Source organism: Neorhizobium sp. USDA 3394, from assembly GCF_056280385.1.
Genome location: NZ_JBWCDU010000002.1, coordinates 652,030 through 667,685, shown reverse-complemented (window position 1 = coordinate 667,685; position 15,656 = coordinate 652,030). Strand labels below are relative to the sequence as shown.

The 15,656-nt window shown below is 60.2% G+C and carries 14 protein-coding genes and 1 pseudogene; 14 read left to right on the top strand and 1 reads right to left on the bottom strand.

Annotation, left to right across the window (positions count from 1 at the left end):
- Positions 1-57: 57 nt before the first annotated feature.
- From ACZ9EJ_RS24745 to ACZ9EJ_RS24685, 13 genes and pseudogenes are all read left to right on the top strand, one after another.
- The gene (locus ACZ9EJ_RS24745) at positions 58-1,371 is read left to right on the top strand and encodes an MFS transporter (RefSeq protein WP_080955841.1); all 1,314 of its coding nucleotides are present in this window, start codon (positions 58-60) and stop codon (positions 1,369-1,371) included.
- A gap of 135 nt (positions 1,372-1,506) precedes the next feature.
- The gene (locus ACZ9EJ_RS24740) at positions 1,507-2,556 is read left to right on the top strand and encodes an aldo/keto reductase (protein WP_046642034.1); all 1,050 of its coding nucleotides are present in this window, start codon (positions 1,507-1,509) and stop codon (positions 2,554-2,556) included.
- Between the two features lie 137 nt (positions 2,557-2,693).
- The gene (locus ACZ9EJ_RS24735) at positions 2,694-3,677 is read left to right on the top strand and encodes an SDR family oxidoreductase (protein ID WP_046642033.1); all 984 of its coding nucleotides are present in this window, start codon (positions 2,694-2,696) and stop codon (positions 3,675-3,677) included.
- A gap of 3 nt (positions 3,678-3,680) precedes the next feature.
- A complete protein-coding gene (locus tag ACZ9EJ_RS24730; RefSeq protein ID WP_046642032.1) occupies positions 3,681-4,316 on the top strand; it encodes a DedA family protein in 636 nt (211 codons plus the stop codon).
- Entirely contained in the window at positions 4,313-4,954 is a 642-nt protein-coding gene (locus ACZ9EJ_RS24725) for a class I SAM-dependent methyltransferase (protein ID WP_080955840.1), read from the top strand. The genes ACZ9EJ_RS24730 and ACZ9EJ_RS24725 overlap by 4 nt, the downstream gene beginning before the upstream one ends.
- A gap of 397 nt (positions 4,955-5,351) precedes the next feature.
- A pseudogene (locus ACZ9EJ_RS24720) lies at positions 5,352-5,621 on the top strand (DUF2147 domain-containing protein); the annotation flags it as partial.
- 160 nt (positions 5,622-5,781) lie between these two features.
- Positions 5,782-6,390 carry a DUF2306 domain-containing protein gene (locus ACZ9EJ_RS24715; RefSeq protein WP_255743376.1) on the top strand — a complete coding sequence of 203 codons (609 nt, stop codon included), beginning with the start codon at positions 5,782-5,784 and terminating at the stop codon, positions 6,388-6,390.
- A 300-nt stretch (positions 6,391-6,690) separates the two neighbouring features.
- The gene (locus ACZ9EJ_RS24710) at positions 6,691-7,158 is read left to right on the top strand and encodes a (2Fe-2S)-binding protein (protein ID WP_080955839.1); all 468 of its coding nucleotides are present in this window, start codon (positions 6,691-6,693) and stop codon (positions 7,156-7,158) included.
- The gene (locus tag ACZ9EJ_RS24705) at positions 7,155-7,847 is read left to right on the top strand and encodes a hypothetical protein (RefSeq protein WP_046642030.1); all 693 of its coding nucleotides are present in this window, start codon (positions 7,155-7,157) and stop codon (positions 7,845-7,847) included. The genes ACZ9EJ_RS24710 and ACZ9EJ_RS24705 overlap by 4 nt, the downstream gene beginning before the upstream one ends.
- 42 nt (positions 7,848-7,889) lie before the next feature.
- The gene (locus tag ACZ9EJ_RS24700) at positions 7,890-10,082 is read left to right on the top strand and encodes a xanthine dehydrogenase family protein molybdopterin-binding subunit (RefSeq protein WP_080955843.1); all 2,193 of its coding nucleotides are present in this window, start codon (positions 7,890-7,892) and stop codon (positions 10,080-10,082) included.
- Positions 10,083-10,281: 199 nt separating this feature from the next.
- Positions 10,282-10,899 (top strand): (2Fe-2S)-binding protein, encoded by a 618-nt coding sequence (locus ACZ9EJ_RS24695; RefSeq protein ID WP_046642027.1) that lies wholly within the window; start codon positions 10,282-10,284, stop codon positions 10,897-10,899.
- Positions 10,900-10,901: 2 nt separating this feature from the next.
- Positions 10,902-11,903 carry an FAD binding domain-containing protein gene (locus tag ACZ9EJ_RS24690; RefSeq protein WP_046642026.1) on the top strand — a complete coding sequence of 334 codons (1,002 nt, stop codon included), beginning with the start codon at positions 10,902-10,904 and terminating at the stop codon, positions 11,901-11,903.
- The gene (locus ACZ9EJ_RS24685; protein WP_046642024.1) at positions 11,900-14,080 is read left to right on the top strand and encodes a xanthine dehydrogenase family protein molybdopterin-binding subunit; all 2,181 of its coding nucleotides are present in this window, start codon (positions 11,900-11,902) and stop codon (positions 14,078-14,080) included. Before ACZ9EJ_RS24690 ends, ACZ9EJ_RS24685 begins: the two co-directional genes overlap by 4 nt.
- Before the next feature lie 119 nt (positions 14,081-14,199).
- Here ACZ9EJ_RS24685 and ACZ9EJ_RS24680 read toward each other — a convergent pair whose 3' ends face one another.
- On the bottom strand, positions 14,200-14,565 hold the full coding sequence (locus ACZ9EJ_RS24680; protein WP_255743358.1) for a DUF1330 domain-containing protein: 366 nt from the start codon (positions 14,563-14,565) through the stop codon (positions 14,200-14,202).
- 113 nt (positions 14,566-14,678) lie between these two features.
- Between ACZ9EJ_RS24680 and ACZ9EJ_RS24675 the strand changes: the two genes are divergently transcribed.
- Complete coding sequence (locus ACZ9EJ_RS24675; protein ID WP_046642022.1) at positions 14,679-15,617, top strand: AraC family transcriptional regulator; 939 nt, start codon at positions 14,679-14,681, stop codon at positions 15,615-15,617.
- The last annotated feature ends 39 nt before the right edge of the window (positions 15,618-15,656 follow it).

Here is a 15,656-nt window from a genome sequence, read left to right as displayed (position 1 = left end):
GGTCATTGGACACTCCATCTAGCTTAAGGGTGCAACCAAGCGAGGAGTGACCTCAAGATGACAGAAATCGTCGCCCGGTCAAGAGACCCCCTAGAGACACGAGCGCCGCCTGCTGCCGCTTCCCGGGAGTATGCCAAAGGCCTGCGAATGGCCGCCCTATGCATTGTGCTCCTGCTGATCAACGCGTTCTCCCAGATCGATCGAATATTGCCGTTCATCCTGGCGGAAAAGATCAAAGCAGACCTGTCGCTGACCGACACCCAAATGGGCCTGCTCACCGGCCTTGCGTTTGCAGTCTGCTACGCACTCCTCTCATTGCCGCTCGCCCGAGCGGCAGATCGGGGCTCTCCCCGGCTCGTACTGGTGTCCTGCGTCCTGATCTGGAGCGTCATGACGACACTCGGAGGTTTTGCCGCCAGTTTCATGTTCCTGGCCCTCACGCGCTTCGGCGTCGCGTTCGGCGAGGCCGGCGCGATCCCCGCGGGCCACGCTCTCATCGTCCGCAAAATTGGCCCGGAGCGGCGCGGTCTTGCGATCGGTCTGTTCGCAATGGGCATCCCGTTGGGCACCATGGTGGGCTTTGCCGCCGGCGGTGCGATCGCGGATGTTTTCGGCTGGCGCGTCGTTTTGATCGGTGCTGGAGCTATCGGAACCCTGATCGGGCTGTTGGCCATCGTCGTTGCCGGCCCCACCTCTCCACTTCCGACAACCGCCTCTCGCGACGAACCCTTCTTGCGAACCAGCGTTGACCTGCTGTCGTCTCCGGCATTCCGCTGGTTGTTCGTGGGCACCATTTTCCTGGGCTTCGCAGGCGCGCCTTTCTACGCCTTCTCCATACCGTTTCTGATCCGTACCTACGGTTTTACCGCGACAGAAGTCGGCGTTTCGTTCGGCATGTTGCAAGGATTGATGGGGATCATCGGTACACTGGGCGGCGGCCGATGGTTTGATTTCGCTGTTCGTTCAGGCACCGGCAAGGTGCTCGGTCCTCCGGCCATTCTATTCCTGATCGCCAGCATAACGACGACGGTGGCGCTATTTGCACCGACCGGCTGGATGTCCATTGCGCTGTTCGTGCCTGGAATGCTGTCATTTTCCTTCATGCTGCCGTGGGGCTTCGGCGCCTCGCATCTGATCGCCGGTACAGGACGTCAGGCGCAGGCGACCAGCCTCGTCATGATCGGAAGCGGCCTCCTCGGGCCTGCGCTTGGCCCTCTGATCGTTGGCATTGTCAGCGATGCTGCCAGCGCAGCCGATATTTCAAACGGCCTCGGCCTTGGCTTGTTGATCGTGCCTTTGGCGAGCGTTTTGTCGGGCTTTGCCCTGCTCGTCGCAAACCGTCGTGTCGGCACGTTCCTCCGCCGGAACTGAGCACGAAACGCAGCTTACTCATCACGTCTGCAGCATCTCAAAACTCTTCAGGCGGCATCGCCTGATCGATGCGGGCTGACGCTTCCCTGCGCCGAAGCCGTTCGCGACCGGATACTCTTACAGGACACCCTCGTCATGAAATATAACACACTCGGAAATACCGGCCTCTTCGTCTCGGAGCTCTGCTTGGGCACGATGACATTCGGCGGCAAAGGGGTATGGGCCACTATGGGCAACGTCCAGCAGGACGACGCTCAGCGACTGATCGCCCGCGCGCTCGAACATGGCATCAACTTCATCGACACTGCCGATATCTACTCCGGTGGCGTCGCAGAAGAGATCGTTGGTCAGTCGCTCAGAAACCTCGGTGTTCGGCGAGAAGAGGTGGTTATCGCAACCAAGGTCTGCGGACCGATGGGCCAGGGCCCAAACGACACCGGCAATTCGCGCGGCCACATCTTCGATAGCGTCAAAGCCAGTCTGAGACGGCTACAGGTGGATCACATCGATCTTTACCAGCTCCATAACGTCGACAATGTAACGCCGATCGAGGAAAGCCTTGCCGCATTGGACGCGCTTGTCCAGCGGGGTCTGGTTCGCTATGTGGGTGTGTCGAACTGGTCGGCCTGGCAGATGGCGAGGGCGCTGGGCCACAGTGAACGCCTTCAGATCGCGAAGATTGCCACCTCGCAGAACTACTACACGCTTGCAGGTCGCGATATCGAGCGGGAGATCGTTCCTCTCATCAAGGCCGAGAAACTTGGTCTTCTGGTTTGGAGCCCGCTTGCCGGCGGGCTGCTGAGCGGCAAGTTCGGCCGCGACAAGCAGGGCGAGGAAGGTAGTCGCCGGACCACTTTCGATTTCCCCCCGGTCGCTATGGATCGAGCTTACGACGTGATCGACGTGATGGAACGCATTGGCGCCGGCAAAGGTGTCAGCGTCGCAAGAATTGCGCTGGCGTGGCTGCTGCACCAGCCGCACGTCGCAAGCGTCATCGTCGGCGCGAAGACGATCGCGCAGCTCGATGACAGTATCGGGTCCTCGGAGATTACGCTGAGCGCCAATGAGATCGCCGAGCTGGACGCCGTCAGCAGGCTTGCTCCCGAATATCCCGGCTGGATGCAGCGGACGCGTGAGGTCCCGCCAAAGCCGCCTCTCAGCAAACCGATCGACGCCACCCCATAAGCTCGGATCCCGGAACCGCCCCATTCCGAATCCGTGAAAGGTCGCTTCACCCCAAGCGATCTCCTGTCCGCCGAAGACGTCCCCCAAACAATGCGTCTTCGGCGGACATTTCGCCCCAAAGAAACGAAGGACTGACTATGACAAAATCGTGGACACTCAATGATATGCCACCTCAAAAGGGCCGGACGATCCTGATCACCGGAACTGGTGGTCTAGGCTTCGAAGATGCACTTGCGCTGGCCCAAGCCGGTGCTGACGTGATCATCGCAGGGCGCGATCCGACCAAGGGTGCCGATGCTATCCGGCGCGTCAAGGAAAAGGCACCCAAGGCATCTGTCACTCTGGAAATCGTCGACCTCGCCAGCCTCGCATCGATCGAGGCGCTCTGCAAAAGGCTCAAAGAAACCCGCGACCATATCGATGTTCTCATCAACAACGCCGGTGTCATGACGCCGCCGACGCGCGAGACAACCAAGGATGGTTTCGAACTACAGTTCGGCACCAACTACCTCGGACACTTTGCTCTGACAGGCCACCTCCTGCCGCTGCTCATGCGAGCACAAGACCCGCGGGTCGTCACGCTTTCCAGCATTGCTGTTCGAAGCGCAGGCGCCGCAATCAATTTCGACGACCTGCAAGCGGAGCGTGGCTATAAGCCGATGCCTGTTTACACTCAGTCGAAACTGGCCTGCCTGATGTTTGCGTTCGAACTGCACCGGCGGAGCGAGGAAGCGGGTTGGGGTATCACCAGCATCGCTGCCCACCCAGGCGTATCGCGCACGGATCTCCTCCACAACGGCCCTAGTCGACGCAGCGTTCAAGGCTTCCTCAGGTCGTTCATGTGGTTTCTGTTCCAGCCGGTTGCACAAGGCGCGCTGCCGACCTTGTTTGCGGCAACATCCGCAGAAGCCCGAGGCGGCGGCTATTACGGTCCCGACAGGCTCAGCGAGACGCGTGGACATCCAACGGAAGCACAAATCCCGCGCCAGGCGCTGGAAAAGCACGTGGCGCAAAAGCTTTGGGAAACCTCGGAAAAGCTCACGGGCATCTCCTTCAACGCGCAGGCTCCGACCCTGGAGCTCTCTGGCCCGGGCGCGACAAGGCTCGCGCGGGACGCGTAAGAGATGGACCCGCTCGGAAATCTTGTCGACTGGATTGCGATATACGGCATATTCGGTCTCTTCGCGATCGGGCTGGCCGAGCGCTTCCTGCCTGCCCTGCCCTCCTATGGTGTTCTCGTTGCCATCGGTATCGCCGCCGACGGTCTTTGGTCCCTCCACACCGCCGTCATCGCAACGACGCTCGGGAGTTTCATGGGCGCCCTCGGTTTCTATTTTCTCGTGCGTGTTATCGGGAGAAAGAGGTCCGCAACGCTTCTCTACGCGGTCGGCAGCTGGGTGGGTCTATCGCGACCTCGCATTGACTGGACATTGTCCTCCCTGCGCGACCGGGAACAAGCGCTGACGATCCTGTCGCAACTCATTCCCACGGTGCGGTTGATCGCGCCTGTGGCGGCTGGGCTCTTAGGCACAAGTACGCTACGGTTTGTCGCTGGCGTAGCAGTCGGCATAGTCTTGTGGAACGGCTTGTTCATCGCCGCAGGTTATCTCGCTGTTTTGGCCATTCCCGGCATCAATTCATCCGCGCTCGCACTGAAGATACTGATCCTGCTGGTTGTCGCAGAGGGACTTGTGGCCTTGGTATGGCGGCTTCAGCGACGATATACGATGCGTGTCAAACCGGGAGCCCGCGAGCGATGACGAACAGGACTGCCGATGCCTTTTTGTTTTTTCGGGCGTGGCTTTCCGCGCCTCTTCGCGTCGCCTCGGTTACCCCATCAGGGCGCGCGTTGTCTTCACTCATGACAACCGAAATTTCTGCGGACACAGGCACGGTCATTGAGCTGGGTCCGGGAACAGGCGTTTTTACGGAAGCATTGCTGGATCGAGGTGTCGCTGAAGAGAATCTCGTGCTGGTCGAGTATGGTGCTGAGTTTGCCAACCAACTTAGCGATCGCTTCCCAAGAGCAAAAATCGTCCAGATGGATGCTGCTCAGTTGCGCAAGTTGTCGCTTCATGCCTTAGCGCCTGTAGGTGCTGTCGTCAGTGGCCTTCCTCTTCTATCGATGCCATTACGCAAAGTGCATGCCATCTTGGAGGGGGCATTCTCGCATCTTCGTCCGGGTGGAGCATTCTACCAGTTCACTTACGGCCCGAAATGCCCGATCGCCAGACCCTTGCTCGACCGTCTCGGCCTGAAGGCGACGTATATCGGCTGGACCTTCGCCAATATTCCACCTGCAGCCGTCTACCGTATCAGCCGACGACGACCGCGGAGAGCGCTCGCACCAACCCGTCGGAATCTGTTGTTTAATGGTCGGCAAAACCCGTCTTGGTGAGCATCAACGCGATCTGGATGGCTCTTTTTGTTCTGGTTGAGGCAGGCAGGCCTCGGACATCCCACCATGGCCCGAGGTTCCCAAAGGAAGGTCCTGGTCTGCGCGGTGCTGTGGCTCTGTACGTCTGGCCAGCAATTTCTGCGCCACGCCACACTGGATAAACTTCCTTATCCTCAGGCTCCGCGATAATCGGGGCGGGCAGCCCTCGATACGACAAGAAACCAACGATCCGCGGCGAGGCGGCAAAGCTACCGAAGTATCAGCCTCGGACGATCAGGCACATAATTTGAGGTTTTCGACATTCTACAGCGTGCGCCCCGGCCGTAGTTTTTCTCCTTAAACGGAAAAGGACGTCGATATACTGAAATCGAAAATCAAGAAGTTCTCACTAGCAGTCATGCTAACGGCTGGAATTACGGGATTACAGGTCACTGCGGCTGCCGCTCAAGCTTCGTCGCCAAGCGAGATCGAGGGCGTTTGGGAAACAGTGGAAGGCAACTTCAAGTTCGAAGTATACGACGCCGGTGGCAGCTTTGCTGCCCGTGTCATTTATGGCGATCGGCTGATGGAAGCGGACGGAAAGACCTTCAAAAAGGACATCCACAATCCCGACCCAAAGCTACGAGGCCGCTCGCTTGAGGGCATCACTTTTCCCACCGATCTGAGATGGGATCGACAGGATCGCCGTTGGGAAGACGGCAAATTCTACGACGGACGTCGGGGCGCACCTATTCAGGGCGGGCATCGATGCGAGATGGTGCGCTCGAACTGCGAGGTTATGCGTGGACGCCGCTCCTCGGACGGACTATGGTTTTGTATCGCTCGCAATGACGGCTTTCCCGGGAAACCGCCGCAGTTTTCACAGTCTGGATGCGAGCCGGAGCGCGCGATTGCTTGTGGCGGTGTGTTGGCTGAGCGGCTTATATTTGCCGCCTACATCGTTGGCTTTTTCGGCGCTATCCGCGTTGGCGGTGAAGCCTATCGATGGAACGAGGCGTTGCCCGGTTTGTACGATCCGTCATCGCGCCTGTCGACGATCGCCATCGGCGCCCATTTCGTGGCCGGCAGTATCCTCGTCCTGCTGGGGCCGGTTCGGCAGGTTGCGGCGAAGCATCCCGCGGCTTCACCGGTGGCTCGGGCGGATCTATGTGGTTTCGGCCGCCGCAGCTGGTGTGGGAGGTTTGGCTTTCATTGTCGGGCACGGCACCATCGGCGGCACTCTGATGGATGTCGGGTTCGGCCTTCGCGGCGGCCTCATGGTGCTGAGTGCAACCATGTCCTATCTCCACGCGCGGTCGGGCCGTTACTCTTCGCACCGTGCCTGGGCGATCCGCCTATTTGCCCTCACCATCGGCTCCTGGCTCTATCGTATAGAATATGGTGCCTGGTTTTTGCTGTCGCGATTTTCCGGGTCCATGGCGGAATTCAGCGACTAGTTCGACGCCCTTATGGTTTTCTTTTTCTGCATCCCGAACTTGATTGTCGCGGAATTCGTCATCCGTGCCGGTTGGCAAAGTCGCACCGCGAGCGCCAACCTCTCAGCATCGGCCCTGTTCGTGGCCGCAAGCGCTTTCATTGCCTGCGCCACGTTGATGTTCACCGCTCACACGTGGGTCCCAAAATCGTGAGTGGCATCACACTGTAGCTGCCGAGGATTAGGCATGTTTTTTGTCGGATCGGGTATGTCCGAGCAGGTGCGCACGATCCAAACTACCTTTGTCAGAGGGATTTAGTCCATGTCTTTTACACTCTCGGTCAATGGCCGGACCCATGATGTTGACGAAGATGGCGAAACCCCGCTTCTGTGGGTGCTTCGCGATCACCTGTCGCTGACGGGCACAAAATACGGCTGTGGCGCAGCTCAGTGCGGCGCCTGCACCGTCCATGTCGACGGGAGGCCAGCTCGATCCTGTTCGGTCCCATTACGGTCGGCCGTGTCGGCACAGATTTCCACAATCGAAGGCATGAACGGCGCTGAAGCAGCAGCTCTTCGGGATGCCTGGGTAGAGCGCGATGTACCGCAATGTGGGTTTTGTCAATCCGGTCAGATCATGAGCGCGATCGCACTGCTGCGAGCGAATAAACAGCCTACGGATCAGGACATTGACATTGCGATGAGCGGTAACCTCTGTCGCTGCGCCACCTACACTCGAATTCGCGCGGCCATCCACGATGCGGCGGCAAAGCTCGGTGCGCCGACATGACCCCACCCCCGTCCAAAAAGGGAAGATGGCGTCGCCGGGTCAAAGTCGCGTTTGCGTCGATATTCGGGATAATTTTTGTCGCGGCTGCCGCGGGCCTCGTCTACGCCCTTTATCCCCGTACCATGCCGCAGACACAAACAATTTTGGCTAGACTGCAGCCCGCTGAACTTGATCGTTTGCGCGAGGTTTCAGACTTCAATGCGATTACCGACCCGACCGCGAGGTCTGTGGCGCTATTCACGGAAGCCGGCCGTGTGATCGAGCACCCACGCTGCACGAACTGTCATCCACGAACTGACCGACCCACCCAGACAGACGCGATGCGCCCGCATACGCCCTGGGTCACACGTGGCGCCGACGGCGGAGGGCCCCCGACGCTTCGTTGCTCAACCTGCCATCAGGCCGAAAACTTTGAGGCGTCGGGTGTACCGGGGAACCCCAAGTGGAGGCTCGCGCCGATCGAGATGGCTTGGCAAGGCAAGACGCTCGGCGACATCTGCAGGCAGCTCCTCGATCCGGCACGTTCGCATATGACCCGCGAGGAACTGCTTCATCACATGGCGCAAGACGAACTGGTGGGCTGGGCCTGGCATCCGGGCGCGAACCGCAAGCCCGCCCCCGGCACTCAGGAAGCCTTCGGGTCATTGATCAAGGCTTGGCTCGATGCGGGCGCAGCGTGCCCACAGTGAGTAGGCTCAAGTGAGAGCAGGATTGACAATAGGAGAATGTCCGTGACCGACGCCCAAGACAGGAAGCCACGATTTCGGATGACCCGTCGACGCTTGATCCTGGGTGGATCGATGATCGGTGGGGCGCTCGTGGTGGGCTACGCCGCAACCAACCCGATGCAGGCTATCGGCGCCGTCCTGCAAGGCGGCGGCGACGACCCGGAGCCAAGCGCCTTCGGACCATTTATCCGCATCACCGATGACGGCTGGGTGACGATCGTCAACAAACAGCAGGAACTCGGCCAAGGCATTCACGCTGGGCTCGCCGCGATCGTCGCGGAAGAACTCGACGCGGATTGGGACAAGGTGCGCGTGGTCAACGCGCGCAGCAACTTCCGCGCCTACGGCGTGCAAATGACAGCCGGTTCAAATTCGATCGCCTCAAACTGGGATCTGATGCGGAATGCGGGTGCTGCAGCACGCGCTATGTTCGTGCAGGCGGCAGCCGCTCGCTGGGGCGTGCAAGGCAGTGGCATCGTTGTCCGCGACGGTACCCTATCCCATCCTGGCTCCAACCGAACCGCGACCTTCGTCGAGCTTCTGGCCGACGCATCCCGGCAAACTCCGCCAGAGACGCCGATCCTGAAACGCCGAGAAGACTATCGGTTAATCGGCACGGAGCGCGTGCGCCGAAAGGACAGCCTGCCGAAGAGCACAGGTGCCCAGGTCTATACGCAGGATATCCAGCGTCCGGACTTACTCATCGCAATGGTAGCCCATAGTCCCCGCTTTGGCGGAAAACTGATGCGGTTCGATGCATCGGACGCTCTGAAGGTAAGGGGCGTCAGACATGTGTTCGCCATCGAGACGGGCGTTGCCGTCCTTGCCGAGACGACGTTTGCCGCCAAGCGTGGGCGCGATGCATTGCGTATCGAATGGGACGACAGCGAAGCCGAGACGCGTTCGTCTCCCGACCTTGTGGCATATTTCCGTGACATCGCAGCCGGGCGTACCGATGTCAAGCCCGGCCGTTTCCAGACTAAGGGTGACACGCCGGAAGCGCCTTTCGACGGTGATGTTGTCGAGTTCGCCTTTGATTTCCCTTATCTTGCACATGCGCCGATGGAGACACTCAATTGCGTCGCCAAGGTCGACGGCTGGGATGTTGCAATAACATCGGGCGCTCATCTGGTAACAGTCGATCAGGTTCAGGCAGCACTTACTGCTCGGACCGTTCCGGGCCGGGTCGACATCGAGGTGATCCCTGCAGGCGGTTCGTTCGGCCGCCGCGGTGGAATGAGCTCTGACTATGTCGTCGAGTGCGTGCGGATCGCAAAGCGGGTCGAGGGTCGCTCCGTCAAGCTGATCTGGAGCCGCGAGGACGATATGAGGATGGGTTACTTCCGGCCAATGTCACATCATCGGGTATGGGTTCAGGTAGGCTCGGACGGGTTTCCCGAGCGCTGGCGGGTCCATTCGGTTTGCCAGAACCTGCTTCCCCTCGCCCCGAATTTTACGGCGACCGAGGGTATCGCAGACTCGCCTAATCTTTCCACCGCGACAACTGTCGATGGCAAGATTTTCACGCCGGCGTTTCCAGTCACTGTCGGGTTTTGGCGCTCGGTCGGCAATTCGCATACCGCCATGGTGATGGAGCACATCGTGGATCAGCTGGCGCGCCGGGCGGGTAAGGATCCAGTCTCCTACCGTCGTTTTCTATATCAGAAGGCTGGCGATACGCGTCGGCTGGCGGTACTGGACGAGCTTTACGCCAGGGCCGGCTGGGATACCCCACTCGAAGCGGGGTGGGCGCGGGGCATGGCGATCCACCAGGCGTTCGGAACGATCGTTGGCCAGGTTGCTGAAGTTACGCTGCTCGATGGCCGGCCGATCGTGCGTCGCGTTGTGGCCGTCGTCGATTGCGGAATCGCGGTTGCGACGGATCAGATCGCGGCTCAGATGGAAGGAAGTATCGGTTTTGGCCTGTCCGCGGCCTTTTACGGCGAGATCACGCTCAAGGATGGACTGGTACAACAGACAAACTTTGACCGATACCCAGTCTTGCGAATGAACGAGATGCCCGCTGTCGAAACCTATATCGTCGCGTCTGACAACAAGCCGACTGGAATGGGTGAGCCGGGAGTGGCGCCGATCGCGCCAGCGGTGGCGAATGCCATGCTCGCCTTATCTGGCACGCCGACACAGCGCCTGCCATTCCTCAATGGCGCAATGAATGCCGGCTTTTCGATTTCCTGACGGCAACGCGAACTTCGCGCGCCCAGCTACGGCCGGTGCACATAAAGCCATTGCTAAGTGGAGCTAATCAGTCCGCGCGATATTTGCGGGCTAATCCTCCCGGCTGGCCTGACTTACGTTGAAAGGAATATGCGGTTTCGGTTTAGGCCGGAACGGATGACGCCAGCATTGTTGCAACCCAACAGGAGACGAAATCCACATGTCACACACGCACGATAGGCAGTTTCTTGAGATCACCCGGCGACAGGTCTTAGAGGCTGGAACGATTGTCTCGGTGTCCGGGTTGCTGCCAGTAGCTGCGCAAGCCCAAGCGCCCAGTCCGCAGCCAACACGGGAAAACGGCGCGACAGTTCAGGTGAGCTTCCACGTCAACGGCCAGCCGAGTGCACTGGAAATTGATGCGCGGGCATCCTTGCTGGATATGCTGCGCGAGCGACTGGGCTTGGTTGGTGCGAAAAAGGGATGCGACCATGGCCAATGCGGCGCCTGCACTGTCCACATAGACGGGCGCAGGGTCGCCTCCTGTCTGACGCTTGCCGCCAAAGTCGATGGCCGTGATGTCACGACCATCGAAGGTATCGGCCGCGCGGACGCTCTACATCCCATGCAGCAGGCCTTCATTGACCACGACGCCCTGCAATGCGGCTACTGCACGCCCGGCCAGATCATGGCGGCAATCGCCTGCGTCAAGGAAGGTCATGCGTCTACGCCCGAGGAGATCCGGGAATATATGAGCGGCAACATCTGTCGATGCGGAGCTTATGTCGGCATTGTCGCCGCGATCGCGCAGGCAGCTCCCCTGATTGAGCGGAGCTGAACATGAGATCGTTATCCTACATCCGCGCCAAAACTGTCAGCGAAGCGACCGAAGCCTTTGCGGCGGCAGGCGAAGGTGCTCGCTATATCGCTGGCGGAACCACTCTCTACGACCTGATGAAGCTGGGTGTCGAGCGCCCCGCGCACCTGATCGATATCGCCTCTCTTGAGGGAGGCGATCGGATCGAGACCAGCGGCGACGTTCTGTTCTTTGGTGCCGGAGCCCGCATGGCCGATGTTGCCGAAGATGAGGTCGTGCGCCGTGACTATCCGGTTCTGGCCGAGAGCCTCTCGAAAGCCGCCTCTCAGCAGCTGCGCAACATGGCGAGCGTCGGCGGCAACCTCCTGCAGCGCACCCGTTGTCCTTATTTCAGGAACGGCGCAATCGGTGCCTACCCCTGCAACAAGCGAGAGCCCGGCTCCGGATGCGCAGCGATCGGCGGCGTGGACCGCGGCCAGGCCGTGCTCGGCATCAGTGCCGCTTGCACCGCCGTGTCCCCGGGTGACTGGCCCGTCGCACTGACAGCAATGGACGCAACGATAGAGATCGGGGGTCCCGCCGGTACACGGTCGGTTCCAATCTCCGCATTCTATCGGTTGCCCGGTGACACGCCCCATCTCGAGTTCTCGATAGAAGCCGGCGAGATCGTGACCGGTATTTCTGTGCCCAAGACAGACGCGGGCAAAAACTCAACCTATCTCAAAGTGCGCGACCGAGAATCCTATGCGTTTGCCCTGGCCTCGGCAGCCGTGGCGCTAGCGATGGATGGGGATCGCGTGCGACAGGCGCATATTGCACTTGGCGGCGTTGCCACCCGGCCTTGGCGGGCACGCGAGGCGGAGGAGATTCTGACGGGCCGGTCTATCGAACCAGAGATTGCGCTGGCTGCCGGCAGAGCGGCATTCGCCGATGCCCGACCCGGCGCGCACAACGCGTTCAAGATTGAACTCGGTGCTCGCACCCTTGCCGACGCCATCATGACAGCTGGAAGGAAGATGCAATGACGCAGGAACGCACTACTGACCGCCCTCGGGTCGATGCTTTTGAAAAAGTGCTGGGTCGAGCACTATACGCAGCAGATCAGCCGATCGCCGGTCTGCTTCATGCGATGACGGTTCCAGCGACAATCGCCAAGGGACGTATTGAAGCGATCGACGCAACTGCCGCTGAAGATGTGCCAGGCGTCGTGCGCATCTTCACGCATGAGGATTTCTCGCAGATCAAGACGACACCTGCCGCTCGCGGTGCCTATGGTCAGCCCGGCAAAGGCCATCAGCCGATGACGAGCCCGGTCGTGCGCCACCGGGGCGAACCGGTCGCCCTGGTGGTCGCCGAAACGTTGGAGGCCGCCATCGAGGGCGCGGAAGCCATCAAGGTCCGCTACGCCGAAGAGGCATTCAGCACCCACATGGAGGATGATCTTGCCAGTCCGGAGCCGGAGCCCGATCGCCAGCTGTCCTCCGGTGATGCGCAGGCAGCCTTTGCTACTGCCGATCATCGCATTGATGTCGAGTACGTGCATCCCCAACAGCATCACAATCCGATCGAGCTGATCTCGACGACCGCCGCATTCGAGGATGGTGAACTCCGGATCTATGAGGGCACCCAGGCGGCGTCAGCTTTTGCCGGCGGCCTTGCAGGGATGATGGGGATGGAGCCGAAACGGCTGCGCGGCGTAAGCCCCTACACAGGCGGTGGCTTCGGCCAGAAGAACGGCATTCAGGAGCAGAGCGTGCTGGTTGCAAGCGCCGCCATTCTACTGCGCCGTCCCGTGAAACTCGTGATGCCGCGCGGTCAATTGTTTCATACGGCATCCTATCGCCCCAGAAGCCGTCACCGGGTTCGGCTCGGGGCGGACGAACAAGGGCGCCTCCTGGCAGGCCTTTATGAAACGGTCCAGCAAAACAGTCGGTATGATGGGTTCGCGTGTGATCACGGCGCCAATCCTCCTCGCATGTACGAATATGGTGCCTGGGCAGGAAGCGACCGGATCATCCGGGTCGACACCCAAACGCCCGGCCATCAGCGTGCCCCGCATGAGCATCCCTCTAGTTACGCTACCGAATGCGCATTGGATGAGTTGGCTGAGGCTGTCGGGATGGATCCCGTCGAGCTCCGCATCCACAACGACGCTCAAAACGACCTGATTACTGGCAAGCCATTTTCTTCTCGTCATCTCGTTGGTTGTCTAAGACGCGGGGCGGAGCTGTTCGACTGGAGCCGACGAGCCCGCGAACCTGGCTCCTTGGTAGCAGAGAATGGCGACCGCATCGGCCTCGGTGTTGCCTGTGGGAGCTACAAAGGATCGATGACGGCAGCTGTTACGACACTTCGTCTCTCGGCAAGCGGACGATGTGAGATCGCCACATCCGGCCACGAGATGGGACAGGGCATTCGTAGCGTCATCGCCGCGGAGCTGATCGAAATTCTCGGCGTGGACCCAACCAGGCTCGATATCCGGATCGGAGATACCGGACATGCGCCGCAGCATATCACCGCGGGCTCATGGGGAACGGGAAGCGTCGCGCCGGCAGCGCGAAGCGCCGCCTTGAAACTGCGCGAAGAGCTTAGCGTTCTAACCGGCGCGCCATTGTCGGAAGAACCGGTCCATGTCCAGCTTGCCCGCACCCGCCGCCCCTCCTTGGAAGTCACAGTCAATACGATCCCACTCGGCAAGGACGGGCAGGTGATCGAGCAATTGCGCCGGGGTATCCCCTCAACCACCGGGCCTGAATATCCAGACTTCATGGCCTTCAGCTGGATCGCCCATTTTGCTGAAGTTCACGTGGAGACATCGACCGGGCGCGCGCGTGTCAAACGCGTCGTCAGTGTTGCCGACTGCGGCCGGGTCATGAACCGGCGCACGGCGGAAAGCCAGGTCAGAGGCGGTGTCGTCTGGGGTATTGGCGCGGCTTTGCGCGAGGCCGGTGAAACAGACCCCCGCTTCGGCGGTGTGCTCAACAATGACCTTGCTGAATATGTCGTGCCGGTCAACGCCGACATCGGCGCAATCGATGTCGATTTCATCGATCAACCGGACTTCAAGCTCAACATGTCCGGCGTCAAGGGTCTTGGCGAAGTCGCAATGGTCGGAGCTGCCGCAGCCGTCGTCAATGCCGTCTACAATGCGACCGGCAGACGTGTACGACATCTACCCATCAGGATTGAAGACCTGCTGTAAAGCAGGTCTCAACGGCAAGGCATGCGAGACGAAATAAGGGCACACGATGCTCTTTCCTGGGCACAACGGAAGAGTGGCGCGATCTCGCAGCCTTTTGAAATGCGCGACTGCCTAACTCTTCATCGAGTCATTGTGCGGATTGGCTGCAGTACCGCCTCCTCCAGGGCCGACATCCGGATCGGGTCGGCAACGGCATAGGCAGGGTCGGCGATCATCTCGACGAAGGCTGTCCGTCGTGGGTAGCGTACCAGCGCCACCGCGTCCCAGGATTGACCGGGTTCGGCGCAGAGCGCGGTCGCGCCATCGCCAGCTAAGATGATTTCCGCGCCATACCGGCTTACGATCGGGCCGGCCATGGCGAGATAGTCCAAGTAGCGCTGGCGCCCCCCGTCTGCCTTGAACCGAAGCAAGTTGAGCATCACGATGGGCTGCTCGTCATCTTCGGCAAGAAAGCGATCAATATCTGCGGCGGTGACTTTGATCATGATAATTCTCCGTGATAGGGGCTTCAGCCTCGTTCAATCGCCCGGAAAATTATGCTGTTGCCACGGCACGCTCCATAATGGAAACCCCAGAATACTTTATCTGAAACCCTAAAATGGATCCCTTCCTCGATCTTATCCGACTGCTGCGGCCGCGTGCTGCGCTTCTGGGTCGCGGCATCGATGCCGCCGGTGACTGGGGCCTCAGCTTTCCAGCGCTGGGAGACCTGTTGTTTTTCTGGATAGAAGACGGCACTTGCCAGCTGATACGACCCGGTTGCGATCCGCTGTCGCTGGAAAAGGGCGACTTCGTGCTGCTGCGGACAACGCTTTCCTTTACGCTGACCTCAAGTCAGGAAGTAGAACCCTTGGACAGCGTCATGGCGGTGGCCGCCAAACAGGAGGGGCGGTTGAAGCTGGGCTCCGGTCAGGAAAGACCGATTTCGCTTCACATGGGCAAATTTCTATTCTCGACAGCCAACGAGGATCTACTGACGGATCTTCTCCCGCCGATCGTTCAGATCCCCTCCCGTTCGCCCAAACTCCACCGGCTTCACAACCTGCTGACGCTGATGGAATCCGAAGGCCGCGACCCTGGACCTGGTAGCGAGTTCATCATCGTCCGTCTCGTCGAGCTGGCGCTGGTCGAAATTCTCAGGATGCCGACAATGAACTTTTCGAGCCAAACGGTCGACCCCACCAACCCTGGGCTGCTCGCCGGCCTCCGAGACCCCGTCGCGGCCAAAGCAATTCGGGCCATGCACAATAATGCCGGGCAGGACTGGACGGTCGAGTCTCTGGCGAGGCTTTGCGGTGTCTCGCGGTCCGCCTTTGCAACGCGCTTTCGTGCCGTCGTCGGGATCGGTCCGATCACCTACCTGTTGCGGTGGCGCATGGCCTTGGCCAAGGAGGCGCTAAAGTCAGGAACGGTGAGGATCGAGGAGATCGCCTTTTCGATTGGGTACAAGTCGGCGAGCGCCTTCAGCACCTCGTTCACGCGCGCCGTCGGTTGCTCGCCAAGCCGGTTCACAGAAATCTCCGTCCGCTCCGCGTAGGCGAGCAGCCTTGACGCCCGCTACCGTTCTGATTGGTCT

Coding starts and splice junctions, on each gene's coding strand:
- ACZ9EJ_RS24710 (WP_080955839.1), top strand. CDS start 6,691: ATGTCTTTTACACTCTCGGTCAATGGCCGGACCCATGATGTTGACGAA.
- ACZ9EJ_RS24675 (WP_046642022.1), top strand. CDS start 14,679: ATGGATCCCTTCCTCGATCTTATCCGACTGCTGCGGCCGCGTGCTGCG.
- ACZ9EJ_RS24695 (WP_046642027.1), top strand. CDS start 10,282: ATGTCACACACGCACGATAGGCAGTTTCTTGAGATCACCCGGCGACAG.
- ACZ9EJ_RS24745 (WP_080955841.1), top strand. CDS start 58: ATGACAGAAATCGTCGCCCGGTCAAGAGACCCCCTAGAGACACGAGCG.
- ACZ9EJ_RS24735 (WP_046642033.1), top strand. CDS start 2,694: ATGACAAAATCGTGGACACTCAATGATATGCCACCTCAAAAGGGCCGG.
- ACZ9EJ_RS24725 (WP_080955840.1), top strand. CDS start 4,313: ATGACGAACAGGACTGCCGATGCCTTTTTGTTTTTTCGGGCGTGGCTT.
- ACZ9EJ_RS24730 (WP_046642032.1), top strand. CDS start 3,681: ATGGACCCGCTCGGAAATCTTGTCGACTGGATTGCGATATACGGCATA.
- ACZ9EJ_RS24715 (WP_255743376.1), top strand. CDS start 5,782: ATGACGGCTTTCCCGGGAAACCGCCGCAGTTTTCACAGTCTGGATGCG.
- ACZ9EJ_RS24685 (WP_046642024.1), top strand. CDS start 11,900: ATGACGCAGGAACGCACTACTGACCGCCCTCGGGTCGATGCTTTTGAA.
- ACZ9EJ_RS24680 (WP_255743358.1), bottom strand. CDS start 14,565: ATGATCAAAGTCACCGCCGCAGATATTGATCGCTTTCTTGCCGAAGAT.
- ACZ9EJ_RS24690 (WP_046642026.1), top strand. CDS start 10,902: ATGAGATCGTTATCCTACATCCGCGCCAAAACTGTCAGCGAAGCGACC.
- ACZ9EJ_RS24740 (WP_046642034.1), top strand. CDS start 1,507: ATGAAATATAACACACTCGGAAATACCGGCCTCTTCGTCTCGGAGCTC.
- ACZ9EJ_RS24705 (WP_046642030.1), top strand. CDS start 7,155: ATGACCCCACCCCCGTCCAAAAAGGGAAGATGGCGTCGCCGGGTCAAA.